33 protein-coding genes are annotated in these 21,722 nt (G+C 67.4%); 32 read left to right on the top strand and 1 reads right to left on the bottom strand.

Going from position 1 to position 21,722, the window contains the following annotated elements:
- The first annotated feature begins 64 nt into the window (after window positions 1–64).
- Window positions 65–1,255, top strand: coding sequence for an elongation factor Tu (gene tuf / locus AB5G72_RS12670; RefSeq protein ID WP_067716691.1), 1,191 nt, complete (start codon window positions 65–67; stop codon window positions 1,253–1,255).
- Between the two features lie 179 nt (window positions 1,256–1,434).
- Here tuf and AB5G72_RS12665 read toward each other — a convergent pair whose 3' ends face one another.
- Entirely contained in the window at window positions 1,435–1,707 is a 273-nt protein-coding gene (locus tag AB5G72_RS12665) for a hypothetical protein (protein ID WP_440220003.1), read from the bottom strand.
- A 552-nt stretch (window positions 1,708–2,259) separates the two neighbouring features.
- On the opposite strand from AB5G72_RS12665, the gene rpsJ reads away from it, so the two are divergent.
- The 31 genes from rpsJ (at window position 2,260) to rplQ (ending at window position 21,653) form a co-directional block, all read left to right on the top strand.
- On the top strand, window positions 2,260–2,565 hold the full coding sequence (rpsJ, locus tag AB5G72_RS12660; protein WP_003938093.1) for a 30S ribosomal protein S10: 306 nt from the start codon (window positions 2,260–2,262) through the stop codon (window positions 2,563–2,565).
- A 52-nt stretch (window positions 2,566–2,617) separates the two neighbouring features.
- Window positions 2,618–3,283, top strand: coding sequence for a 50S ribosomal protein L3 (gene rplC, locus AB5G72_RS12655; RefSeq protein ID WP_096907062.1), 666 nt, complete (start codon window positions 2,618–2,620; stop codon window positions 3,281–3,283).
- Window positions 3,280–3,969 (top strand): 50S ribosomal protein L4, encoded by a 690-nt coding sequence (gene rplD / locus AB5G72_RS12650; RefSeq protein ID WP_067716681.1) that lies wholly within the window; start codon window positions 3,280–3,282, stop codon window positions 3,967–3,969. Before rplC ends, rplD begins: the two co-directional genes overlap by 4 nt.
- The gene (rplW, locus tag AB5G72_RS12645; RefSeq protein ID WP_067716678.1) at window positions 3,966–4,268 is read left to right on the top strand and encodes a 50S ribosomal protein L23; all 303 of its coding nucleotides are present in this window, start codon (window positions 3,966–3,968) and stop codon (window positions 4,266–4,268) included. The genes rplD and rplW overlap by 4 nt, the downstream gene beginning before the upstream one ends.
- 31 nt (window positions 4,269–4,299) lie before the next feature.
- Window positions 4,300–5,136, top strand: coding sequence for a 50S ribosomal protein L2 (rplB, locus tag AB5G72_RS12640; RefSeq protein ID WP_067716676.1), 837 nt, complete (start codon window positions 4,300–4,302; stop codon window positions 5,134–5,136).
- Between the two features lie 14 nt (window positions 5,137–5,150).
- On the top strand, window positions 5,151–5,432 hold the full coding sequence (rpsS, locus tag AB5G72_RS12635; RefSeq protein WP_007628126.1) for a 30S ribosomal protein S19: 282 nt from the start codon (window positions 5,151–5,153) through the stop codon (window positions 5,430–5,432).
- The gene (gene rplV / locus AB5G72_RS12630) at window positions 5,429–5,866 is read left to right on the top strand and encodes a 50S ribosomal protein L22 (protein ID WP_120284053.1); all 438 of its coding nucleotides are present in this window, start codon (window positions 5,429–5,431) and stop codon (window positions 5,864–5,866) included. The genes rpsS and rplV overlap by 4 nt, the downstream gene beginning before the upstream one ends.
- Window positions 5,867–6,700 (top strand): 30S ribosomal protein S3, encoded by an 834-nt coding sequence (gene rpsC / locus AB5G72_RS12625; RefSeq protein ID WP_067716670.1) that lies wholly within the window; start codon window positions 5,867–5,869, stop codon window positions 6,698–6,700.
- Window positions 6,701–6,702: 2 nt separating this feature from the next.
- Window positions 6,703–7,119, top strand: coding sequence for a 50S ribosomal protein L16 (gene rplP, locus AB5G72_RS12620; RefSeq protein WP_010541175.1), 417 nt, complete (start codon window positions 6,703–6,705; stop codon window positions 7,117–7,119).
- Window positions 7,119–7,349: a 50S ribosomal protein L29 gene (gene rpmC, locus AB5G72_RS12615; RefSeq protein ID WP_017838199.1), complete on the top strand. Its 231-nt coding sequence runs from the start codon at window positions 7,119–7,121 to the stop codon at window positions 7,347–7,349. The genes rplP and rpmC overlap by 1 nt, the downstream gene beginning before the upstream one ends.
- A complete protein-coding gene (rpsQ, locus tag AB5G72_RS12610; RefSeq protein WP_172812145.1) occupies window positions 7,346–7,642 on the top strand; it encodes a 30S ribosomal protein S17 in 297 nt (98 codons plus the stop codon). Before rpmC ends, rpsQ begins: the two co-directional genes overlap by 4 nt.
- A 526-nt stretch (window positions 7,643–8,168) precedes the next feature.
- Window positions 8,169–9,224 (top strand): alpha/beta hydrolase, encoded by a 1,056-nt coding sequence (locus AB5G72_RS12605; protein WP_440220002.1) that lies wholly within the window; start codon window positions 8,169–8,171, stop codon window positions 9,222–9,224.
- 143 nt (window positions 9,225–9,367) lie between these two features.
- Window positions 9,368–9,736, top strand: coding sequence for a 50S ribosomal protein L14 (gene rplN / locus AB5G72_RS12600; RefSeq protein ID WP_007628112.1), 369 nt, complete (start codon window positions 9,368–9,370; stop codon window positions 9,734–9,736).
- Between the two features lies 1 nt (window position 9,737).
- Window positions 9,738–10,052: a 50S ribosomal protein L24 gene (rplX, locus tag AB5G72_RS12595; protein ID WP_007628110.1), complete on the top strand. Its 315-nt coding sequence runs from the start codon at window positions 9,738–9,740 to the stop codon at window positions 10,050–10,052.
- Window positions 10,053–10,054: 2 nt separating this feature from the next.
- Window positions 10,055–10,627: a 50S ribosomal protein L5 gene (gene rplE, locus AB5G72_RS12590; RefSeq protein ID WP_067716660.1), complete on the top strand. Its 573-nt coding sequence runs from the start codon at window positions 10,055–10,057 to the stop codon at window positions 10,625–10,627.
- A 273-nt stretch (window positions 10,628–10,900) separates the two neighbouring features.
- Window positions 10,901–11,299 carry a 30S ribosomal protein S8 gene (rpsH, locus tag AB5G72_RS12585; RefSeq protein WP_067716657.1) on the top strand — a complete coding sequence of 133 codons (399 nt, stop codon included), beginning with the start codon at window positions 10,901–10,903 and terminating at the stop codon, window positions 11,297–11,299.
- Between the two features lie 12 nt (window positions 11,300–11,311).
- Complete coding sequence (rplF, locus tag AB5G72_RS12580) at window positions 11,312–11,848, top strand: 50S ribosomal protein L6 (protein WP_067716654.1); 537 nt, start codon at window positions 11,312–11,314, stop codon at window positions 11,846–11,848.
- A gap of 2 nt (window positions 11,849–11,850) precedes the next feature.
- Window positions 11,851–12,246 (top strand): 50S ribosomal protein L18, encoded by a 396-nt coding sequence (gene rplR, locus AB5G72_RS12575; RefSeq protein WP_067716997.1) that lies wholly within the window; start codon window positions 11,851–11,853, stop codon window positions 12,244–12,246.
- A gap of 43 nt (window positions 12,247–12,289) precedes the next feature.
- Window positions 12,290–12,946: a 30S ribosomal protein S5 gene (gene rpsE / locus AB5G72_RS12570; RefSeq protein ID WP_067716652.1), complete on the top strand. Its 657-nt coding sequence runs from the start codon at window positions 12,290–12,292 to the stop codon at window positions 12,944–12,946.
- Between the two features lie 2 nt (window positions 12,947–12,948).
- A complete protein-coding gene (rpmD, locus tag AB5G72_RS12565) occupies window positions 12,949–13,131 on the top strand; it encodes a 50S ribosomal protein L30 (RefSeq protein ID WP_067716649.1) in 183 nt (60 codons plus the stop codon).
- Between the two features lie 2 nt (window positions 13,132–13,133).
- Complete coding sequence (gene rplO / locus AB5G72_RS12560; RefSeq protein ID WP_067716646.1) at window positions 13,134–13,583, top strand: 50S ribosomal protein L15; 450 nt, start codon at window positions 13,134–13,136, stop codon at window positions 13,581–13,583.
- Window positions 13,584–13,789: 206 nt separating this feature from the next.
- Window positions 13,790–15,112, top strand: coding sequence for a preprotein translocase subunit SecY (gene secY, locus AB5G72_RS12555; protein WP_067716644.1), 1,323 nt, complete (start codon window positions 13,790–13,792; stop codon window positions 15,110–15,112).
- A 48-nt stretch (window positions 15,113–15,160) separates the two neighbouring features.
- Window positions 15,161–15,706, top strand: coding sequence for an adenylate kinase (locus tag AB5G72_RS12550; protein WP_069388736.1), 546 nt, complete (start codon window positions 15,161–15,163; stop codon window positions 15,704–15,706).
- 8 nt (window positions 15,707–15,714) lie between these two features.
- The gene (gene map / locus AB5G72_RS12545) at window positions 15,715–16,518 is read left to right on the top strand and encodes a type I methionyl aminopeptidase (RefSeq protein ID WP_440220000.1); all 804 of its coding nucleotides are present in this window, start codon (window positions 15,715–15,717) and stop codon (window positions 16,516–16,518) included.
- Window positions 16,519–16,637: 119 nt separating this feature from the next.
- A complete protein-coding gene (locus tag AB5G72_RS12540; protein WP_396467700.1) occupies window positions 16,638–17,918 on the top strand; it encodes a lipase family protein in 1,281 nt (426 codons plus the stop codon).
- A 171-nt stretch (window positions 17,919–18,089) separates the two neighbouring features.
- Window positions 18,090–18,311 (top strand): translation initiation factor IF-1, encoded by a 222-nt coding sequence (infA, locus tag AB5G72_RS12535; RefSeq protein ID WP_005140011.1) that lies wholly within the window; start codon window positions 18,090–18,092, stop codon window positions 18,309–18,311.
- 166 nt (window positions 18,312–18,477) lie between these two features.
- A complete protein-coding gene (gene rpsM / locus AB5G72_RS12530; protein WP_067716635.1) occupies window positions 18,478–18,846 on the top strand; it encodes a 30S ribosomal protein S13 in 369 nt (122 codons plus the stop codon).
- Window positions 18,846–19,253: a 30S ribosomal protein S11 gene (gene rpsK / locus AB5G72_RS12525; RefSeq protein ID WP_067716633.1), complete on the top strand. Its 408-nt coding sequence runs from the start codon at window positions 18,846–18,848 to the stop codon at window positions 19,251–19,253. The genes rpsM and rpsK overlap by 1 nt, the downstream gene beginning before the upstream one ends.
- Before the next feature lie 22 nt (window positions 19,254–19,275).
- Window positions 19,276–19,881 carry a 30S ribosomal protein S4 gene (rpsD, locus tag AB5G72_RS12520; protein ID WP_067716630.1) on the top strand — a complete coding sequence of 202 codons (606 nt, stop codon included), beginning with the start codon at window positions 19,276–19,278 and terminating at the stop codon, window positions 19,879–19,881.
- Window positions 19,882–19,987: 106 nt separating this feature from the next.
- The gene (locus AB5G72_RS12515; RefSeq protein WP_067716627.1) at window positions 19,988–21,022 is read left to right on the top strand and encodes a DNA-directed RNA polymerase subunit alpha; all 1,035 of its coding nucleotides are present in this window, start codon (window positions 19,988–19,990) and stop codon (window positions 21,020–21,022) included.
- Between the two features lie 34 nt (window positions 21,023–21,056).
- Window positions 21,057–21,653: a 50S ribosomal protein L17 gene (rplQ, locus tag AB5G72_RS12510; RefSeq protein ID WP_067716624.1), complete on the top strand. Its 597-nt coding sequence runs from the start codon at window positions 21,057–21,059 to the stop codon at window positions 21,651–21,653.
- Window positions 21,654–21,722 lie beyond the last annotated feature (69 nt).

Here is a 21,722-nt window from a genome sequence, read left to right as displayed (position 1 = left end):
TCAGATCCCACACAAAGCAGTGCCCACCTCCAGGTGGGGACAGACCAGTCCAGGAGGACACCAAGTGGCGAAGGCGAAGTTCGAGCGGACCAAACCGCACGTAAACATCGGCACCATCGGTCACGTCGACCACGGCAAGACCACCACCACCGCGGCCATCACCAAGGTTCTGGCGGACACCTACCCCGACCTCAACGACGCGTTCGCGTTCGACGAGATCGACAAGGCGCCGGAGGAGAAGGCTCGTGGTATCACGATCAACATCTCCCACGTCGAGTACCAGACCGAGAAGCGCCACTACGCGCACGTCGACGCCCCCGGTCACGCCGACTACATCAAGAACATGATCACCGGTGCCGCCCAGATGGACGGCGCGATCCTCGTCGTGGCGGCCACCGACGGCCCCATGCCGCAGACCCGTGAGCACGTGCTGCTCGCCCGTCAGGTCGGTGTGCCCTACATCCTCGTCGCCCTGAACAAGTGCGACATGGTCGACGACGAGGAGATCCTCGAGCTCGTCGAGATGGAGGTCCGCGAGCTGCTGGCGTCGCAGGACTTCGACGAGGACGCTCCGGTCGTCCACATCTCGGCGCTCAAGGCGCTCGAGGGTGACCCGAAGTGGGTCCAGGCCATCGTCGACCTCATGCAGGCCTGCGACGACTCCGTCCCGGATCCCGAGCGTGAGACCGACAAGCCGTTCCTCATGCCCGTCGAGGATGTCTTCACGATCACCGGTCGTGGCACCGTCGTCACCGGTCGTATCGAGCGTGGCCAGATCAACGTGAACGAGGATGTCGAGCTCATCGGCATCAAGGAGAAGGCCACCAAGACCACCATCACGGGCATCGAGATGTTCCGTAAGCTGCTCGACTACGGCGAGGCCGGCGACAACGTCGGTCTGCTCGTCCGTGGTCTCAAGCGCGAGGACGTCGAGCGTGGCCAGGTCGTCATCAAGCCGGGCGCCTACACCCCGCACACCACGTTCGAGGGCCAGGCGTACATCCTGTCCAAGGACGAGGGCGGCCGTCACACGCCGTTCTTCAACAACTACCGCCCGCAGTTCTACTTCCGTACCACGGACGTGACCGGCGTCGTGACCCTCCCCGAGGGCACCGAGATGGTCATGCCGGGCGACAACACCGAGATGAGCGTCGAGCTCATCCAGCCGGTCGCCATGGATGAGGGCCTGCGCTTCGCGATCCGCGAGGGTGGCCGCACCGTCGGCGCCGGACAGGTCACCAAGATCATCAAGTGATCCACTGACCGCTCGGTCCGGGTGAATCCCCGGGTCGATCGAGGAAGGGCGCCCCACCGTCAGGTGGGGCGCCCTTCCCGCATTTCGCGGTGGTTCACGCGTGCCCGGGGGAGTGGACGACCGGTTTATCTGAGGCGACCGAGTTTCGTGCGACGAGCGAGCTACCTGCGGCGACCGAACTACCCGCGACGACCGAGGATGGTCATCGCGATCGACAACCCCACCGCGGCGACCCCGGCGAGCGCGGCCGCGGCGACGGCGGCGACCTGTTCGGCACTCGCGCCGTGCGCGTCGTACCCGGGACCGGATACCCCGTGCCGGCGGTCGACTTCCGCGAGTGCCCGGAAGAGTTCATCGGGATCGCCGCCCGCGTCCGGATGGTGGCGCAGGACCGCCTGCCGCCTGTCCCGTTTGTAGGCGGCGGGGTCCCGCGGCTCGCGTCTGCTGTTCACGATGTGGTCTCCTCCGAGTGTGGACTCTGGTCGTCCCGACGCTACCGAAGTACCCGGTCGTCGTGCCGGGGTCCGTGACGCACCCGAGGACGCCGGGACGTCCGGGATTTTGCCCTTCCGGCCGATGTACTGCATACTGGTCAAGTTGCCCGGACAAGGCGGCGATCCCGTATGGGCCCGATGGGCCCCGGGGAGAGTCGGGTTGGTCGGGCGAGCACGACCGGGGCGGGTGAGTGATCACCCGCCGGAAAAGCGGGAGGGCGACACGCCCGACCGCGTGGACGCGTCGTGACACGTCAACAGCGGCAGCGGATCGGTCCGCCGTCATCCTCGCCTCGCGCGAGCGATGTGGCACTCCGTCCTCTGGAGGTCTCGTAGTCGTGTCATGCCCGTGGGCGCGCGGCGGGGTCCTCCACGATGGAGCACCGATGCACGGGACCGGGTGGTAGACGGTCTGACGGTGTCACACATGACAAGCGAACACACAGTGTCCCCGCGCAGCGAGGGCGCTTACGACAGCCGCCCTCACGGGCGGGAGGAGAAGAGGACGAAGTGGCGGGACAAAAGATCCGCATCCGGCTCAAGGCCTACGACCATGAAGCTATCGACGCCTCGGCCCGCAAGATCGTCGAGACGGTGACCCGTACGGGTGCTCGTGTCGTCGGTCCCGTGCCGCTGCCCACCGAGAAGAACGTCTACTGCGTCATCCGCTCGCCGCACAAGTACAAGGATTCGCGTGAGCACTTCGAGATGCGTACCCACAAGCGGTTGATCGACATTCTCGACCCCACGCCGAAGACCGTGGACGCTCTCATGCGTATCGACCTGCCTGCCAGCGTCGACGTCAACATCCAGTGACCTCCGACCGCGTAGCGGTCAGCAAGCAACGTGCAGCGGAGACAGTGAACAGATGACTAACACCGAGATCAAGGGAATCCTGGGCGCCAAGCTCGGCATGACCCAGGTCTTCGACGAGAACAACCGGGTGGTTCCGGTTACCGTCGTCAAGGCCGGGCCGTGCGTCGTGACCGGGATCCGTACCCAAGAGACCGACGGCTACGACGCCGTCCAGATCGCGTTCGGCGCGATCGACCCCCGCAAGGTCACCAAGCCGGTGGCCGGCCAGTTCGATAAGGCCGGGGTCACCCCCCGTCGTCACCTCGCCGAGATCCGACTCGACAACGCCGAGCAGGCCGCCGGGTTCGAGATCGGCCAGGAGATCGGCGCCGACGTGTTCGAGGACGGCGCGTTCGTCGACGTCACCGGCACCTCCAAGGGCAAGGGCTTCGCCGGTACCATGAAGCGCCACGGCTTCGCCGGCCAGGGTGCCTCGCACGGTACGCAGGCCGTACACCGCAAGCCGGGTTCCATCGGCGGGGCATCGACCCCGGGCCGCGTCTTCAAAGGCAAGTCGATGGCCGGCCGCATGGGCAACGATCGCGTGACCACCATGAACCTCAAGGTCCACAAGGTGGACGCCGAGGCCGGCGTCCTCCTCATCAAGGGAGCCATCCCGGGTCGTAACGGCGGCCTCGTGATGGTCCGTTCCGCAGTGAAGGGCGGTGCGCGCGCATGACCACCACGGAGAACACCGTGAACCTCAAGCTGGACGTCCGTACCCCGGCGGGCAAGACCGACGGTTCGGTCGAGCTCCCCGCCGAGATCTTCGGCGTCGAGCCCAACCTGCCCCTGATGCACCAGGTCGTGGTGGCTCAGCTCGCCGCGGCGCGTCAGGGCACGCACTCGACCAAGACCCGTGGCGAGGTCCGCGGCGGCGGCCGCAAGCCGTTCCGCCAGAAGGGCACCGGCCGCGCCCGTCAGGGTTCGACCCGCGCCCCCGCCTACACCGGCGGCGGCACCGTCCACGGCCCGAAGCCGCGTGACTACTCGCAGCGCACCCCCAAGAAGATGAAGGCCGCCGCGCTCCGCGGTGCCCTCTCCGACCGGGTCTCGGCCGATCGCCTCCACGTGGTGACCGAGTTCGTCGAGGGACAGAAGCCGTCGACGGCCGGTGTCCGCGACTTCCTGGGCACCCTGTCCGACCGCAAGAAGATCCTGATCGTCGTCGGTCGTGAGGACGTCGCCGCATGGCGTTCCGTGGCCAACCTCGATCACGTCCATCCGATCGCTCCGGATCAGCTCAACACCTACGACGTGCTCCACGCTGACGACGTCGTGTTCTCGGTCGAGGCTCTGGACGCGTTCGTCACGCAGGCGAGCCGTGCGTTCGCCGGCAAGGCAGCGAAGGAGGCCGACAAGTGAGCACCGTCGCCGATCCCCGGGACGTGATCCTCGCCCCGGTCGTCTCCGAGAAGGCCTACGGCCTGCTCGAGCAGGGCGTGTACACGTTCCAGGTCGCCCCGGGCGCCAACAAGACGCAGATCAAGATCGCCATCCAGGAGATCTTCGGCGTCACCGTTGAGTCCGTGAACACCGCCAACCGTCAGGGCAAGCGCAAGCGCACCCGCACCGGGTACGGACAGCGCAAGAGCACCAAGCGCGCCATCGTGACCCTCGCGGCCGACAGCAAGCCCATCGAGATCCCGGGTCTGACCGCCTGACGGCGGGAAGAGTTAAGGACGAGAGAACCTCATGGCTATCCGCAAGTACAAGCCCACGACCCCCGGTCGTCGCGGCTCGAGCGTCTCGGACTTCGCCGAGATCACCCGCTCGACGCCCGAGAAGTCGCTGCTGCGCCCGCTGAGCAAGACCGGCGGCCGCAACGGTCACGGCCGTATCACCAGCCGCCACAAGGGCGGTGGCCACAAGCGCCAGTACCGCGTCATCGACTTCCGTCGTAATGACAAGGACGGCGTGCTCGCCACCGTCGCGCACATCGAGTACGACCCGAACCGCACCGCCAACATCGCCCTCCTGCACTACGCGGACGGCGAGAAGCGGTACATCCTCGCCCCGCGCAACCTGAAGCAGGGCATGAAGGTCGAGTCGGGTGCAGGCGCCGACATCAAGACCGGCAACAACCTCCCGCTCCGGAACATCCCCGCAGGCACCGTGGTGCACGCGGTGGAGCTCCGTCCGGGCGGCGGCGCCAAGATGGCCCGCGCCGCCGGCGCCGGCATCCAGCTGCTCGGTAAGGAGGGGACCTACGCCTCCCTCCGCATGCCCTCCGGTGAGATCCGCCGGGTCGACGTGCGGTGCCGCGCCACGATCGGCGAGGTCGGCAACGCCGAGCAGGCCAACATCAACTGGGGTAAGGCCGGCCGCATGCGGTGGAAGGGCGTTCGCCCGACCGTCCGTGGCGTGGTCATGAACCCTGTCGACCACCCGCATGGTGGTGGCGAGGGTAAGACGTCCGGTGGACGTCACCCCGTCAGCCCGTGGGGCCAGCCCGAGGGCCGGACCCGCAAGCCCAACAAGGCGAGTGACAGCATGATCGTCCGTCGCCGTCGCACCGGTAAGAAGCGTTAAGGAGGGAAACTAGGATGCCTCGTAGTCTCAAGAAGGGTCCGTTCGTCGACGAACACCTCCTCGCGAAGGTGGACGTGCAGAACGACAAGGGCACGCATCAGGTCATCAAGACCTGGTCGCGGCGCTCGACGATCCTGCCCGATTTCATCGGCCACACGTTCGCCGTCCATGACGGCCGCAAGCATGTGCCCGTGTTCGTGTCCGACTCGATGGTGGGTCACAAGCTCGGCGAGTTCGCGCCGACGCGCACGTTCAAGGGGCACATCAAGGACGATCGGAAGAGTAAGCGTCGATGAGCACTGATACGAAGAAGACCGACGACGGCACGGCGACGGCCGAGCAGAAGCTCTCCGCGCGTGCCACCGCCAAGTTCGTCCGCGTCACGCCCATGAAGGCGCGTCGTGTGATCGACCTCATCCGCGGCAAGGACGCCGCCGACGCGCTGAACACGCTGCGGTTCGCCCCGCAGGCCGCCAGCGAGCCGGTCGCCAAGGTCCTCGCCTCCGCGATGGCCAACGCCGAGAACAACCTCGACCTGGACCCCCGGACCCTCGTGGTCACGGCGGCCTACGCCGACGAGGGGCCGACCCTCAAGCGTTTCCGCCCGCGTGCCCAGGGTCGTGCGTTCCGCGTGCGTAAGCGTACGAGCCACATCACCATCGAGGTGACCAGCGTGCCCGAGAAGACCGGCTCCGGTCGGGCACGTCGCAACCAGGGAGGTGCCCGCTAAATGGGACAGAAGATCCAGCCGCACGGCTTCCGTCTCGGCATCACCTCGGACTGGACGTCCAAGTGGTTCGCCGACAAGCAGTACGCCGACTACGTCGCCGAGGACATCAAGATCCGTCAGCTCCTGTCGAAGGGCATGGAGCGGGCCGGTATCTCCGGGGTCGACATCTCGCGGACCCGTGACCGGGTCCACGTGGACATTCACACGGCCCGCCCGGGCATCGTGATCGGCCGTCGGGGCGCCGAGGCGGACCGTCTTCGCGGGGAGCTCGAGAAGCTCACCGCCAAGCAGGTCCACCTCAACATCCTCGAGATCAAGAACACCGAGGCCGACGCCCAGCTCGTCGCCCAGGGGATCGCCGAGCAGCTCTCGAATCGTGTGGCGTTCCGTCGCGCGATGCGCAAGGGCATCCAGTCGGCCATGCGTCAGCCCCAGGTCAAGGGCATCAAGGTGGTCTGTTCGGGTCGTCTCGGCGGTGCCGAGATGTCCCGTTCGGAGCGCTACCACGAGGGGCGCGTCCCCCTGCACACCCTGCGTGCCGAGATCGACTACGGCACCTACGAGGCCAAGACGACCTTCGGTCGTATCGGTGTCAAGGTGTGGATCTACAAGGGTGACGTGGTCGGCGGCCGTCGCGAGTCCGACCAGTACGCCCAGTCCAGCAACCGTGGCGGTGCCGACCGCGGTCCCCGCCGCGAGCGTGGCGCCGGTCGTCCGCGTCGCTCCGGGGCCCAGGGCACCACTGCGACCAGCACCGAGACCGGCCGCGCCGGTTCCGGCTCGGCCGCCGAGGCTCCTGCCGAGGCACCGCAGAACCAGACCAGGGAGGCGTGACAGTGCTTATCCCCAAGCGCGTCAAGCACCGCAAGCAGCACCACCCCGGCCGTAAGGGCGGGGCAAAGGGTGGTACCAAGGTGACCTTCGGTGACTACGGCATCCAGGCTCTCGAGCCGGCCTACGTCACCAACCGTCAGATCGAGTCCGCACGTATCGCCATCAACCGCCACATCAAGCGTGGTGGCAAGGTGTGGATCAACATCTATCCGGATCGTCCCCTGACCAAGAAGCCCGCCGAGGTGCGGATGGGTTCCGGTAAGGGCTCGGTCGAGTGGTGGGTGGCCAATGTCAAGCCGGGCCGCATCCTGTTCGAGATGTCGTACCCGAACGAGGAGACCGCTCGCGAGGCCCTTCGCCGCGCGCAGCACAAGCTCCCGTGCAAGACCCGCATCGTGACCCGGGAGGAGCAGTTCTGATGGCTAGTGGAACCACCGCCCCCGAGCTGCGTGAGCTCGATGCGGATGCGCTGACCGCGCGTCTGCGTGAGGCCAAGGAAGAGCTGTTCAACCTGCGCTTCCAGATGGCCACCGGTCAGCTGACCAACAACCGTCGCCTGCGTGTCGTCCGCCACGACATCGCTCGCATCTACACCGTCATTCGCGAGCGCGAGCTCGGTCTGTCGGCGGCGCCGGGTGATGCCAAGTGAGTGACAAGGAAGCAGTTGTGACTGAGTCCAACGAGAACACCGAGCGCAACAGCCGCAAGGTGCGCATCGGGTACGTCGTGTCCGACAAGATGGAGAAGACCATCATCGTCGAGCTCGAGGACCGCGTGAAGCACCCGCTGTACGGCAAGATCATGCGCCGTACCGAGCGGGTCAAGGCCCACGACGAGACCAACACCGCCGGAGTCGGCGACCGCGTGCGGATCATGGAGACCCGCCCGCTGTCCGCCTCCAAGCGGTATCGCCTCGTCGAGGTGCTCGAGCGGGCCAAGTAAGCCCCCACTCGATATATGCGAACGGCTCGGCCCCGGGACTTTGGGGCCGGGCCGTTTCGCGTTGCGGGGGCGCACGGGACGGCCGAATGTAACGGATCACCGTGGTGTAACGAATTTTGAGTAGTGTGTCAGCGTCCGACGCTGGCCGGGAGGACAGGATCGTCATATGGGGAACGAACCACATTTCGGCCGACGGGGGAGTGGGCGGGGCGATCGCCGTCGTGGTCTGAGTGCGCTCGCGATCGGCGCGGTCGTGATCACGACGACGGCCACGGGGCTTCCCGTCGCCGGCGCCCAGAGCACGGGCCCGGGGTCAGTCGATCCGGGATCCCTCGTTCCCAGCGTGGCGCCCGGGAGCCTGTTGGGCGCACCATCGCTCAGTATCGCCGCGTCGACCCAGCTCGGTGCCCCGATCCCGGTCACGTCCGTCCTCGGATCCGTCGGCGCCATCGGTTCCAGCGATTTCCCCCGTCCGGGAAGCTCCCAACCCCCGGCCGGGCCCCGCGCGACACGGGACGGGTCCATCGTGTCCTCCACCGTGCAGCGGATCGAGCCTCTCTTCCCGGCGTCGACGGAGGCGGTCGATCGTCGCGCCGAGGTGTGGACGGTGACGTCTGAATCCATGCAACGGACGGTCCGCGTCGAGGTCTACCGCGCCCCGGCGGGCGTCGACGCGCCCAACGTGTACTTCCTCGACGGCGTCGGTTCCGAGGTCCCGTCCGGGTGGAGCACGGGTATGGGCTGGGGCGATCCCGCGCTGCGCGACCGCGCGGTGAACGTGATCGTTCCGACGGGCGGCCCGGCGTCGATGTGGTCCGACTGGCAGGCGGACGATCCCGTCCTGGGCCCCAACAACTGGGAGACGTTCCTCACCGAGGAGCTGCCGCCGCTGCTCGAGGCCGGTTTACCCGGGACCGCGGGGCCGCTCGCCCACAACGGGAGCTGGGGGGTCATGGGCGTGTCGATGGGGGCGTCCGCGGCGCTTCATCTGGCCAACAGGAACGAGATGTTCGGAGGCGCCGCCGGTATCAGCGGCGCCTATTCGACCACCGACGAGCTCGGCTACCAGTACGCGCGACTCACCGTGGCCGCTCGCCACGGGGACGTCACCAACATGTGGGGGCCGCGCGGGTCCCAGGAGTGGGTGGAGCACGACACCGTGGCGGACCCCTCCGGGCTCGAGGGCAAGGCGGTCTACCTCAGCGCCGCGACCGGTCTCGTGGGTTCCAGCGAGCTCGGCCGCTTCGGCAGCAACGAACTCGTGCTCATCGACGGACATGTCCTCGAGAAGGGCTCCTACGAGAGCACCCGTGCACTCGAGGCCGCGCTCGCCTCAGTTCCCGGGGTTGACCTGAGGATGAACTACATCCCCTCCGGGATTCACAACTGGCCGGTCTTCGTCACCGAGATGCGGCCGGGGATGGATCACGTCCTCTCCGGACTGCCCGAAGCCGCGCCCAACGGGCGGAGGACGACGGGGGGAGTGGCGGACTCCGGGGCGAGCCCTGCCGGCTCATCGGGATCGAGCGGTTCGACGGGTTCCCTGCGTGGATCCGGATCGGCCGGTTCGAGCGGTAGCTGACCGGGATTTGGGTCCCGGTGCATGCGCACCCTACACTGGACCAGTTGCCCGACCTGGCACGTCTCGACGTGTCGACGGGTGGCATGACCGCGTGTGTCGGGTCGGTATCCGGCACACATTGAACAGACCTGGTCAGGAGAACCATGATCCAGCAGGAGTCGCGGCTGAAGGTCGCCGACAACACGGGTGCCAAGGAGATTCTCTGCATCCGCGTTCTCGGCGGTTCCAAGCGCCGCTACGCAGGCGTGGGCGACATCATCGTCGCCACCGTCAAGGACGCCATCCCCGGTGGCAACGTCAAGAAGGGTGAGGTCGTCAAGGCCGTCATCGTGCGCACCGCCAAGGAGCGCCGTCGCCCGGACGGCTCGTACATCAAGTTCGACGAGAACGCCGCCGTCATCATCAAGAACGACAACGATCCGCGCGGAACGCGCATCTTCGGGCCCGTCGGCCGCGAACTGCGCGACAAGAAGTTCATGCGGATCGTCTCGCTGGCTCCGGAGGTGCTCTGACATGAAGGTTCACAAGGGCGACACGGTGCTGGTGATCTCCGGTAAGGACAAGGGCGCCAAGGGCAAGGTCATCCAGGCTTTCCCGGCTCAGGAGAAGGTCCTCGTCGAGGGCGTCAACCGCATCAAGAAGCACACCTCCAACTCGGCTGCCGAGCGCGGCGCCTCCTCGGGCGGCATCGTCACCCAGGAGGCCCCGATCCACGTGTCCAACGTGATGGTCGTGGACGCCGACGGCACCCCGACCCGGGTCGGAATCCGCACCGACGAGAACGGCAAGCGCGTCCGTGTCTCGCGCAAGACCGGGAAGGACCTGTGACCATGACTGAGACCGCTCTTCCCTCCGGGTACACCCCTCGCCTCAAGGACAAGTACCGCAGCGAGATCCGGCCGGCACTCAACGAGACGTTCGAGTACGCCAACGTCATGCAGATCCCGGGCGTCGCGAAGGTCGTCGTCAACATGGGTGTCGGTGACGCCGCCCGCGACGCCAAGCTCATCAACGGCGCCATCAACGACCTCACGCTGATCACCGGCCAGAAGCCGGAGGTCCGTCGGGCCCGCAAGTCCATCGCACAGTTCAAGCTGCGCGAGGGCATGCCGATCGGCGCGCGCGTCACCCTGCGCGGCGACCGCATGTGGGAGTTCCTCGATCGCCTGACGACCGTCGCGCTCCCGCGTATCCGTGACTTCCGCGGACTCTCGGGCAAGCAGTTCGACGGCCACGGCAACTACACGTTCGGTCTCAACGAGCAGACGATGTTCTACGAGATCGATGTCGACAAGGTCGACCGCCCCCGGGGCATGGACATCACGGTCGTCACGACCGCAACGAACGACGAAGAGGGCCGGGCACTGCTCAAGCAGCTCGGATTCCCCTTCAAGGAGGACTGACCTCCTCCACCGGCCGGACCGGCCGTCCCCGCCGGGGCACCGCATCGCGGTTCCCCGGCGGCGGGCAGACGGCCCAGTCGTCTGGTCGCGCCCCGGTGAGAAGAGCACCGGCCGCGGCGGGAACACCGGGATGCCCCGAGGGGCGCCGGATCCCATACAAGAGAACATTCGCACTCTTCGTGATAGGCCCACGACGTCACGTGGGCGGCCCACAGGTCGCCGTACGGGACGTGTTGCATGGGAACCGTTACGAGAAAGGAACATGGTCCATCCATGTCGATGACCGATCCCATCGCGGACATGCTGACGCGTGTGCGTAACGCCAATTCGGCGTACCACGACACCGTGTCGATGCCGCATTCGAAGCTCAAGGGCAACATCGCTGCCATCCTCCAGCAGGAGGGTTACATCGCGGGCTACAACGTCGAGGACGCAGAGGTGGGCAAGAAGCTCACCATCGACCTCAAGTACGGCCCCTCGCGCCAGCGCAGCATCCAGGGCATCAAGCGCATCTCGAAGCCGGGTCTGCGCGTGTACGCCAAGTCCACCGAACTGCCCAAGGTCCTCGGTGGCCTGGGCGTCGCGATCATCTCGACGTCCCAGGGTCTGCTCACGGACCGCCAGGCGAACAACAAGAAGGTGGGCGGGGAAGTCCTCGCCCACGTCTGGTAAGGGGGGCGAGAAATGTCACGTATCGGCAAGGCTCCGATCACCGTCCCGTCCGGTGTCGACATCAGGGTCGACGGCCAGACCGTCACCGTCAAGGGTCCCAAGGGCGAGCTCTCACAGGTTCTGCCCGGGGCGATCTCGGTCTCGATCGAGGACGGCACCGTCACGGTGAACCGTCCCGACGACCACCGCGACAACCGGTCACTGCACGGCCTGTCCCGCTCGCTGGTCAACAACATGATCGTCGGCGTCACCGAGGGCTACAAGCAGGACATGGAGATCTTCGGCGTCGGTTACCGCGTCGTGGCCAAGGGCCAGGATCTCGAATTCGCCCTGGGCTACTCGCATCCGGTTCCGGTCACCGCTCCCGACGGCATCACGTTCGCCGTCGACGGTGCGACCAAGTTCTCGATCTCCGGGATCGACAAGCAGCAGGTGGGCCAGATCGCCGCCAACATCAAGCGACTGCGGAAGCACGACCCGTACAAGGGCAAGGGCATCCGCTACGCCGGCGAACAGGTCCGTCGCAAGGTCGGAAAGACGGGTAAGTGATCATGAGCAGCACCAAGAAGCGTTCACCGCTGGGCACCGATGTCTCCACCGCACGTCGCGAGGGTCGCGCCCGGCGCCATTACCGACTCCGCAAGAAGGTCTCCGGTACGCCGGAGCGTCCGCGGTTGGTCGTCAACCGGTCCTCGCGTCACATCCACGCCCAGATCATCGACGATCTGGCCGGCCACACGCTGGCCGCAGCCTCCACCATCGAGGCGGATGTGCGCTCCCTCGAGGGCGACAAGAAGGCCCGCAGCGCGAAGGTCGGCCAGCTCCTGGCCGAGCGCGCCAAGGCCGCCGGCATCGACGCCGTCGTGTTCGACCGTGGTGGCAACAAGTACCACGGCCGGATCGCGTCCCTCGCCGACGCCGCCCGCGAGGGTGGGCTGGAGTTCTGATGACCAACACCACTGCACTGTTCGCTAACGGAAGGACCGTCTGATGCCGGGACGTCAGCGTCGTGACGGCGGAAGCAACGGCCCCGCCGCAGACAACAAGACCACCACCGACAACGCCCAGGGCCGCGGCGGAGACCGCGGTCGTGGCCGGGGTCGCGACGATCGTCGCGGCCGCGACGAGGAGAAGTCGCAGTACATCGAGCGCGTCGTCACCATCAACCGTGTCTCCAAGGTCGTCAAGGGTGGTCGGCGCTTCAGCTTCACCGCCCTGGTGATCCTGGGTGACGGCAACGGCATGGTCGGCGTCGGGTACGGCAAGGCCAAGGAGGTGCCGGCGGCGATCCAGAAGGGATCGGAGGAGGCACGGAAGAACTTCTTCCGCGTTCCGCTCATCGCCTCCACCATCCCCCACCCGATCCAGGGTGAGGCTGCTGCCGGCGTCGTCATGCTCCGCCCCGCCTCGCCGGGTACCGGTGTCATCGCCGGTGGCGCCGCTCGCGCGGTGCTCGAGTGTGCCGGAGTCAACGACATCCTGTGCAAGTCTCTGGGGTCGGACAACGCCATCAACGTGGTCCACGCGACCGTGGCGGCGCTCAAGGGTCTGCATCGTCCCGAGGAGGTCGCGGCTCGTCGCGGCCTGCCGATCGAGGACGTCGCGCCCGCGGGCATGCTCCGTGCGCGTGCCGGACAGGGGGCCTGATCATGGCTAGCCTCAAGATCACCCAGGTCCGCGGGACCGTGGGGACCAAGAAGAACCAGCGGGACTCCCTGCGTACGCTCGGCCTCAAGGGCATCCGGAAGACGGTCGTGCGTGAGGACAACGCGCAGACCCGGGGTCTCATCAACGTCGTGAACCACCTCGTCGTGGTCGAAGAGACGGAGTGAGAATGACTATCAAGTTGCATCACCTGCGCCCGGCTCCCGGGTCGCACGCCGAGAAGATCCGTGTGGGTCGCGGCGAGGGCGGCAAGCGCGGCAAGACCGCCGGCCGCGGTACCAAGGGCACCAAGGCGCGTAAGAACGTCCCAGCGGCGTTCGAGGGCGGCCAGATGCCGATCCACATGCGGCTCCCGAAGCTCAAGGGCTTCAAGAACCGCAACAAGGTCGTCTTCCAGGTCGTCAACGTGTCCGACATCCAGCGGCTGTTCCCGCAGGGCGGCGAGGTCGGCGTGTCCGAGCTCGTGGCCGCGGGCGCGGTCCGGAAGAACCAGCCGGTCAAGGTGCTGGGCGACGGGGACATCTCCGTGGCCGTCACCGTGACCGCCGACAAGGTCTCCGCCTCGGCCAAGAGCAAGATCGAGGCCGCCGGCGGAAGCGTGTCGGAGGCCGGGGCCTGATACCCCGCCCGGCCCGTTCACGGGTCGATGACGGGTGCAGGGGTCGGGTCCGAGAGTCTCGGATCCGGCCCCTGCGCTCGTCTTGATAGAGTTTTCCCGTTGTGCGTTTCGGGGTCGGCGCCCGCCGGAAGGTCGGCCCGACTTCCCCCGGCGCATCTGCTTTCGACGACCGGCGGCCCGACGGCCGACCACGACCAGGAGGACATGTGCTCTCCGCACTCGCGTCCGCGATCAAGGACCGGGACCTGAGGAAGAAGATCTTCTTCACCCTGGGGATCATCATCCTCTACCGGATCGGCGCGCAGATCCCGTCGCCCGGCGTCGACTACCCCAAGCTCCGGGGTCTGCTCGACACGGCGATGACCGGGGACAACGCACAGTTGTTCTCCCTGGTGAACCTCTTCTCCGGTGGCGCCCTGCTGCAGTTGTCGGTCTTCGCGATCGGCATCATGCCCTTCATCACCGCGAGCATCATCGTCCAGCTGCTCACGGTGGTGATCCCGTACTTCGAGCAGTTGAAGAAGGAGGGGCAGTCCGGCCAGGCGAAGATGACGCAGTACACGCGTTATCTCACCATCGCGCTCGCCGTCCTGCAGTCCGCCGGCATCGTCGCGCTGGCCGACCGGGGGCAGCTCCTCGGCAACGGCCAGTCCGTCCTGATGGACGACAACATCCTCACGCTGCTCACCATCGTCATCGTCATGACCGCGGGCGCCGCACTCGTCATGTGGTTCGGTGAACTGATCACCGACCGTGGCGTCGGTAACGGCATGTCGCTGCTCATCTTCGCCGGTATCGCGTCCCGCATCCCGGCCGAGGGCGTGAACATCTACCAAAACTCGTCGACCATGAAGTTCGCGGCCGTCATGTTCGCGGTCGTCCTCATCGTCGTCGCCGTCGTTTTCGTCGAGCAGGGTCAGCGCCGGATCCCCGTCCAGTACGCCAAGCGCATGGTCGGCCGTCGCCAGTACGGCGGCACCTCGACCTACCTGCCGCTCAAGGTCAACCAGGCCGGCGTCATCCCGGTGATCTTCGCGTCGTCGCTGATGTACGTGCCGATCCTCATCACCCAGCTGATCCAGGGGCCCGAGCCGTCGAGCGACGGGTTCTGGCAGCGGTACGTCATGCAGTACCTGCAGAACCCCTCCAGCTGGGGCTACATCCTCCTGTACTTCGCCCTCATCATCTTCTTCGCGTACTTCTACGTGGCCATCCAGTTCGACCCGATGGAGCAGGCCGAGAACATGAAGAAGTACGGCGGGTTCATCCCGGGCATCCGCCCGGGCCGCCCGACGGCCGAATACCTAGGCTATGTCCTCAACCGGATCCTGCTGTTCGGTTCGCTGTACCTCGGTCTGATCGCGGTACTCCCCAACGTCTTCCTCGACATGGGCAGCGGGGGTGGAGATCTGCAGAACATGCCGTTCGGCGGCACCGCTGTGCTCATCATGGTCTCCGTGGGCCTCGATACCGTGAAGCAGGTCGAGGCGCAGCTGATGCAGCGCAACTATGAGGGCTTCCTCAAGTAGGCGCGGCCTCGTCCGAGCACACCAACTGTAGAAAGGCTGGTCCCCACCATGCGTCTCGTCCTCCTCGGCCCTCCCGGAGCCGGCAAGGGCACCCAGGCTGCTCTGCTCTCGGAGAAGCTCGGCGTCCCACACATCTCGACCGGTGATCTGTTCCGCGCCAACATCTCCCAGGGCACCGACCTCGGGAAGGAGGCCAAGAGCTACATCGACGCCGGCAACCTCGTCCCCGCCGAGGTGACGAACCGCATGGTCGCCGCGCGCATCGCCGAGCCCGACGCCACCGAGGGCTTCCTCCTGGACGGATACCCCCGCAGTGCAGCGCAGGCGGACGCGCTCAAGGAGATGCTCGGCGAGGCCGGCCACACCCTCGACGCGGTCCTGGAGTTCAAGGTCGACGACGACACCGTGGTCAAGCGCATGCTCGCCCGTGGGCGCGAGGACGACACCGAGGACGTCATCCGGAACCGCATGTCGGTCTACCGGTCGGAGACGGCCCCGCTGCTCGAGTACTACGCCGGTGAGGTCAAGAGCATCGACGCCGTCGGTGAGGTCGACGAGATCAACGCACGCGCGCTCGCCGCGCTGGGTCGCTGACGCCCGCCGTGTTCGGACGGTCCCGCAAGGGCGTGGTCACCGCGCGTACCCCGGGTGAGTTGGACGCCATGGAGGCGGCCGGTCGTATCGTCGGACGGGCGTTGATCGCCGCCCGTGAGGCCGCTGTCCCGGGTGCCACCACCGGTGACCTCGACGAGGTCGTCGAGCAACTGATCCGGGACGCCGGGGCCGTGCCGTCCTTCAAGGGGTACGAGGGGTTCCCGGGATCGATCTGCTCCTCGGTCAACGACGTCGTGGTGCACGGGATCCCCGGGCCCGACACCGTCCTGGGGGAGGGGGACCTCGTCTCCGTCGACTGCGGCGCCATCCTCGACGGGTGGCACGGGGACTCCGCGTGGTCATTCGGGGTGGGGACTCTCGCCCCGGAGGTCGCGACCCTCAACGACGCCACGCGGGAGGTCCTCGAGGAGGGCATCCTGGCGATGCTGCCCGGGAACAAGCTCACCGACGTCTCGCACGCTCTCGAGGTGGCGACGCAGAGGGCGGAGGAGCGTCACGGCGTCAGCCTGGGCATCGTCGACGGTTTCGGGGGCCACGGGATCGGCCGCGAGATGCACGAATGGCCGTTCCTCGCCAACGAGGGCAAGCCCGGACGCGGCCCCCGGCTACAGGAGGGTTCGGTCCTGGCGGTCGAGCCGATGCTCGTGCTGGGCGGTGAGACCGATACCCGGACCCTGTCCGATGACTGGACGGTCGTCACCGTCGACGGGTCGCCGGCGGCGCACTGGGAACACACGGTCGCCGTGACGGCGGACGGCCCCCGGATCCTCACGCCCCGCCCGCGCAGCTGAGGACGCACCGCGACCGGGGTCGCCACTCCGGGGGATCGGAGCGGGTCGACCGCTGACGGTCGCCCACACCGGGTTACAGTGTGTGCCGGTAGTGAACATATGCTTCGAAAGGTCCCGGCATGCTCGCTGAGCAGGAGTCCGTCGCGCGTCGATCAGTCGTGCGGGGAGCCGTCGCGCTGGTCGTGACGCTCGCTGTCGCCCTCGTCCACATCTCGGGCCCGGGCGTCGCCCCCTCCACCGCCCAGTCGGTGATGGAGGGGGGCGCGGGGTCGATCGAGGCGGATCCCCAGCCGGGGCCGTTCTACCACGCGGATCCGCAACACCTCGCGGACGCCCCTCTCGGTGAGGTGATCAACTCCCGGGACGTGACCATGCCGGCGTTCCTCGGATACCGGGTCACCGAGATCGCCTACCGGTCGACCGACTCCCGCGATCGGCCGCTACTGGCCACCGCGACGGTCGTCCGGCCGCACCACGCCCGCCCCGACGGCCCGGTGTTGAGCTACCAGCACTACCTCAATGCGCTCGGACAGCGATGCGCGCCCACCGAGACCCTCGTCCACCCGACGCTGGAGACCGTGCAGGACAACGCGATGGTGTTCCTGCGGACGCGTCTGGACCAGGGATGGACGGTCATCATCCCGGACCACCTCGGTCCGAAGGTCGCCTATCCCGGCGGTCAGTTGTCGGGCCGGATCGTGTTGGACGGGATGCGTGCGGTGCGGGACGACCCCCGCTTCGATTCCAGGCACAGCCGGTTCGGTGCCCTCGGCTACTCCGGGGGTGGCATCGCGAGCGCGTGGGTGTCGCTCCTGCACGACGACTACGCCCCGGACGTGAATCTCGTCGGGGTGGCGCAGGGCGGTGTCCCGACCGACATGACCACGATGGCGCGGATGGTCGGCAACTGGCCGCACCCGGCGTTCGGCCTGGCGTTCGCCGCGGCTGTCGGCATGGCACGGGAGTACCCGGAGGCGATTCGGCTCGAGGAGAAGCTCACGCCGGACGGGTGGGCGCTCTACAGCCAGCTGAAGGGGCGCTGCACTGCGACCCTGTTGGCGGTCGGGGCGTTCCGGTCCGTCCCGATGGTCCTCCGGGGAGGCGACCTCCTGGCAGAGGAGGGGCTGATGCGGGCGTTCGCGGAGAACAGCATCCGTCAGAGCCCGGACGTGCCCCGGGTCCCGGTGTTCATGTGGCATTCCGGGACCGACCCGCTCGTGCCGTTCTGGGACGCGGAGGAGACCGCCAAGCGGTACTGCCGAGAGGGCGCGCCGCTGACCTGGGAGCCGGGACTCGCGCCGGAGCACCTCATGGGCGCGGTGGAGAAGCTGCCCGCGGCGATGAACTGGCTCCAGCAGCGCTTCGACGGGGTGCCCGCGGGGCGGGCCTGCTACGTCTGACCGTCGGTCACCGGGACCGCCGAGGGGACGCCGAGCGCGCGGCGAGGGCCCTGTCGATGCCCGATTGGCGCAGATCCATCACCTGACGTAGGCTTATACGTCGGTGTGCCCACCAGTGCACCGACAATCCGGTAGACGTCACCCGGGGAATCGTGGAGGACCGTAACCAGCATGGCAAAGAAAGACGGAGCCATCGAGGTCGAGGGCCGTGTCGTTGAGCCGTTGCCGAACGCAATGTTCCGCATCGAACTCGAGAACGGGCACAAGGTCCTCGCACACATCAGTGGGAAGATGCGGCAGCACTACATCCGCATCCTCCCCGAGGACCGCGTGGTCGTGGAGCTCTCGCCCTACGACCTGACCCGCGGCCGGATCGTCTACCGGTACAAGTAAGACGCTCAACTCCCCGCACCAGCCGCCGAGCCCCACAGGGGCCGGCGGGATCACACCCTCGGAAGCGGAGGCCGGGGCCCCGGACGGTTGCTCATCGTGAGATGACCATCCGACAACGGGGACGGTCGGGGAGCAGACCTACCGCACGACGAAAGAGAAACGCCACATGGCACGTCTAGCCGGCGTTGATCTCCCGCGCGACAAGCGCATGGAGATCGCGCTCACCTACATTTTCGGCATCGGTCGCACCCGGTCGCTGGAGATCCTGGGGCGTACGGGCATCAGCCCGGATCTGCGCACCAAGGACCTCACCGACGAGCAGTTGACCGTCCTTCGTGACGACATCGAGGGCAACTACAAGGTGGAGGGTGACCTCCGCCGCGAGGTCCAGGGCGACATCCGCCGGAAGATCGAGATCGGTAGCTACCAGGGCCTGCGCCACCGCCGTGGCCTGCCGGTCCGTGGACAGCGCACCAAGACCAACGCCCGTACCCGTAAGGGTCCGAAGAAGACCGTCGCCGGAAAGAAGAAGTAATGCCCCCCAAGTCACGCGCTGCGGGCCCCAAGAAGACGGGCCGTCGCAAGGAAAAGAAGAACGTGCCCCTGGGCCAGGCCCACATCAAGAGCACGTTCAACAACACGATCGTCTCGATCACCGACCCGTCCGGTGGCGTCCTCGCATGGGCGTCCTCCGGCCACGTCGGCTTCAAGGGCTCGCGCAAGTCGACGCCCTTCGCCGCCCAGCTCGCCGCCGAGAACGCGGCCCGCAAGGCGCAGGAGCACGGCGTCAAGAAGGTCGACGTGTTCGTCAAGGGCCCCGGCTCGGGACGTGAGACCGCGATCCGCTCGCTCCAGGCCGCCGGCCTCGAGGTGGGCACGATCTCCGATGTCACCCCCCAGCCCCACAACGGCTGTCGTCCGCCCAAGCGGCGTCGAGTCTGAGCCGGAAGGAACGCACTAAATCATGGCACGTTACACCGGCCCCGTCACCCGCAAGTCCCGCCGTCTGGGCGTGGACCTCGTGGGTGGAGACACCGCATTCGAGCGTCGGCCCTTCCCGCCCGGTCACCACGGCCGCGCGCGGATCAAGGAGTCCGAGTACCGCACCCAGCTGCAGGAGAAGCAGAAGGCCCGCTTCACCTACGGCGTGATGGAGAAGCAGTTCCGTCGTTACTACGAGGAGGCGAACCGCCGCGCCGGCAAGACCGGTGAGAACCTCCTGCAGATCCTCGAGTCGCGACTGGACAACGTCGTGTACCGCGCGGGTCTCGCGCGGACGCGTCGCCAGGCCCGTCAGCTCGTGGCCCACGGTCACTTCCTGGTCAACGACCAGAAGGTCACCATCCCGAGCTACCGGGTCTCGCAGTACGACATCGTCGACGTCCGTCCCAAGTCCACCAAGATGGACTGGTTCGAGATCGCCCAGGAGACCCTCGGCGAGCGTCCCGTCCCGGCGTGGCTGCAGGTCGTCCCGACGACCCTGCGGGTCCTCGTCCACCAGCTCCCCGAGCGCGCGCAGATCGATGTGCCGCTGCAGGAGCAGTTGATCGTCGAGCTCTACTCGAAGTGATCTGTCCCCCCTCGTCGCCGGGCGGGCCGCACACCGCGGCCCGCCCGGCGACGGTGGGTTCCCACGGCGTCAAATAGCGGGCGTCGAGAATCGAAAGAGGTAGCACATGCTCATCTCCCAGCGGCCCACCCTCACCGAGGAGGTCGTCTCCGAGAACCGCTCGCGGTTCGTGCTCGAGCCCCTCGAGCCCGGTTTCGGCTACACCATCGGCAACTCGCTGCGGCGCACGCTGCTGTCGTCCATCCCGGGCGCGGCCGTGACCAGCATCCGCATCGAGGGCGTCCTGCACGAGTTCACCACCGTGCCTGGCGTGAAGGAGGATGTCACCGACATCATCCTCAACCTCAAGGGCCTGGTCGTCTCGTCCGTCGAGGACGAGCCGGTCACCATGTACCTCAAGAAGCAGGGTCCGGGAGCCGTCACCGCCGGTGACATCGTCCCGCCCTCCGGCGTCGAGGTGCACAACCCGGACCTGCACATCGCCACCCTCAACGAGAAGGGTCGGCTGGAGATCGAGCTGGTCGTCGAGCGTGGCCGCGGCTACGTTCCCGCCGGGCTCAACAAGGACGCGGGCCACGAGATCGGCCGGATCCCGGTCGACTCGATCTACTCGCCCGTGCTCAAGGTGACCTACAAGGTCGAGGCCACCCGTGTGCACCAGCGCACCGACTTCGACCGTCTGGTCCTGGACGTCGAGACCAAGAACTCGATGACCGCCCGGGACGCCCTGGCGTCCGCCGGCAAGACCCTCGTCGAGCTCTTCGGCCTCGCCCGTGAGCTCAACGACGAGGCGGAGGGCATCGAGATCGGGCCGAGCCCGGCCGAGGCCGACCACATCGCCGCCTACGGTATGCCGATCGACGACCTGGACCTGTCGGTCCGGTCCTACAACTGCCTCAAGCGCGAGGGCGTCCACACCGTGGGCGAGCTCGTGGCCCGCAGTGAGTCGGACCTGCTCGACATCCGGAACTTCGGACAGAAGTCGATCGACGAGGTCAAGGTCAAGCTCGTGGAGCTCGGCCTGTCCCTCAAGGACGCGCCCCCCGGATTCGATCCCGCCTCGGTCGCCGGCTACGACGCCGAGACCGGCACGTGGACCGACGAGGGCGGCGAGGATTACGCCGAGACCGAGCAGCTCTGACGAGCGCCCGGAACACCATTCCTAGGAGAATCTGATGCCCAAGCCCAAGAAGGGCGCCCGCCTCGGCGGATCCGCCGCCCACCAGCGGCTCATCCTCTCGAACCTGGCCACCCAGCTGTTCGAGCACGACGCGATCCGCACCACGGAGACCAAGGCGAAGCTGCTGCGCCCCTACGCGGAGAAGCTCATCACCAAGGCGCGTCGTGGCACGCTGGCCGACCGTCGTGAGGCCGCCAAGGTCATCCGCGACAAGGACGTCCTGCACAAGCTGTTCGCCGAGATCGGCCCCCGGGTCGCGAACCGCGACGGTGGCTACACCCGGATCGTCAAGCTCGAGAACCGCAAGGGCGACAACGCGCCCATGGCGATGATCGCGCTCGTCACCGAGGAGCTCGCCTCCGCCGAGGCCTCGCGCGCCACCCGCGCCGCGGCGTCCAAGGCGGCCACCGCGCCGGCCGCGGCCCCCGCGGAGTCCACCGACGACGTCACGGCCGAGGCCGAGGCCAACAGCCCGATCGCCGATCAGGTCGAGGCCGCCGACGACGCACAGGTCGACGCCGCGGAAGAGACCGCCGAGGCCGTGTCCGAGGACACCACGCACGCCGAGGGCGAGGACGCCGACAAGGCCTGATCGCCAGCATCGGATCACGCCGTCAGGGCCCCGCCACCGCATCACGCGGTGGCGGGGCCCTCGTCGTCG

The organism is Dietzia sp. MNB45 (genome assembly GCF_051994785.1).
GTDB classification, from domain to species: Bacteria; Actinomycetota; Actinomycetes; order Mycobacteriales; family Mycobacteriaceae; genus Dietzia; species Dietzia kunjamensis.
The sequence above is the reverse complement of the archived record's forward strand: the minus strand, read 5'-3'. Positions and strand labels throughout refer to the sequence as shown.

Bases quoted from the DNA above. Each gene is read 5' to 3' on its own strand.
- rplC (WP_096907062.1), top strand. From the start codon at position 2,618: ATGACTAACACCGAGATCAAGGGAATCCTGGGCGCCAAGCTCGGCATG.
- rplD (WP_067716681.1), top strand. From the start codon at position 3,280: ATGACCACCACGGAGAACACCGTGAACCTCAAGCTGGACGTCCGTACC.
- rplB (WP_067716676.1), top strand. From the start codon at position 4,300: ATGGCTATCCGCAAGTACAAGCCCACGACCCCCGGTCGTCGCGGCTCG.
- rpsS (WP_007628126.1), top strand. From the start codon at position 5,151: ATGCCTCGTAGTCTCAAGAAGGGTCCGTTCGTCGACGAACACCTCCTC.
- rplV (WP_120284053.1), top strand. From the start codon at position 5,429: ATGAGCACTGATACGAAGAAGACCGACGACGGCACGGCGACGGCCGAG.
- rpsC (WP_067716670.1), top strand. From the start codon at position 5,867: ATGGGACAGAAGATCCAGCCGCACGGCTTCCGTCTCGGCATCACCTCG.
- rpmC (WP_017838199.1), top strand. From the start codon at position 7,119: ATGGCTAGTGGAACCACCGCCCCCGAGCTGCGTGAGCTCGATGCGGAT.
- rplN (WP_007628112.1), top strand. From the start codon at position 9,368: ATGATCCAGCAGGAGTCGCGGCTGAAGGTCGCCGACAACACGGGTGCC.
- rplX (WP_007628110.1), top strand. From the start codon at position 9,738: ATGAAGGTTCACAAGGGCGACACGGTGCTGGTGATCTCCGGTAAGGAC.
- rplE (WP_067716660.1), top strand. From the start codon at position 10,055: ATGACTGAGACCGCTCTTCCCTCCGGGTACACCCCTCGCCTCAAGGAC.
- rpsH (WP_067716657.1), top strand. From the start codon at position 10,901: ATGTCGATGACCGATCCCATCGCGGACATGCTGACGCGTGTGCGTAAC.
- rplF (WP_067716654.1), top strand. From the start codon at position 11,312: ATGTCACGTATCGGCAAGGCTCCGATCACCGTCCCGTCCGGTGTCGAC.
- rplR (WP_067716997.1), top strand. From the start codon at position 11,851: ATGAGCAGCACCAAGAAGCGTTCACCGCTGGGCACCGATGTCTCCACC.
- rpsE (WP_067716652.1), top strand. From the start codon at position 12,290: ATGCCGGGACGTCAGCGTCGTGACGGCGGAAGCAACGGCCCCGCCGCA.
- rpmD (WP_067716649.1), top strand. From the start codon at position 12,949: ATGGCTAGCCTCAAGATCACCCAGGTCCGCGGGACCGTGGGGACCAAG.
- rplO (WP_067716646.1), top strand. From the start codon at position 13,134: ATGACTATCAAGTTGCATCACCTGCGCCCGGCTCCCGGGTCGCACGCC.
- AB5G72_RS12550 (WP_069388736.1), top strand. From the start codon at position 15,161: ATGCGTCTCGTCCTCCTCGGCCCTCCCGGAGCCGGCAAGGGCACCCAG.
- AB5G72_RS12540 (WP_396467700.1), top strand. From the start codon at position 16,638: ATGCTCGCTGAGCAGGAGTCCGTCGCGCGTCGATCAGTCGTGCGGGGA.
- infA (WP_005140011.1), top strand. From the start codon at position 18,090: ATGGCAAAGAAAGACGGAGCCATCGAGGTCGAGGGCCGTGTCGTTGAG.
- rpsM (WP_067716635.1), top strand. From the start codon at position 18,478: ATGGCACGTCTAGCCGGCGTTGATCTCCCGCGCGACAAGCGCATGGAG.
- rpsK (WP_067716633.1), top strand. From the start codon at position 18,846: ATGCCCCCCAAGTCACGCGCTGCGGGCCCCAAGAAGACGGGCCGTCGC.
- rpsD (WP_067716630.1), top strand. From the start codon at position 19,276: ATGGCACGTTACACCGGCCCCGTCACCCGCAAGTCCCGCCGTCTGGGC.
- AB5G72_RS12515 (WP_067716627.1), top strand. From the start codon at position 19,988: ATGCTCATCTCCCAGCGGCCCACCCTCACCGAGGAGGTCGTCTCCGAG.
- rplQ (WP_067716624.1), top strand. From the start codon at position 21,057: ATGCCCAAGCCCAAGAAGGGCGCCCGCCTCGGCGGATCCGCCGCCCAC.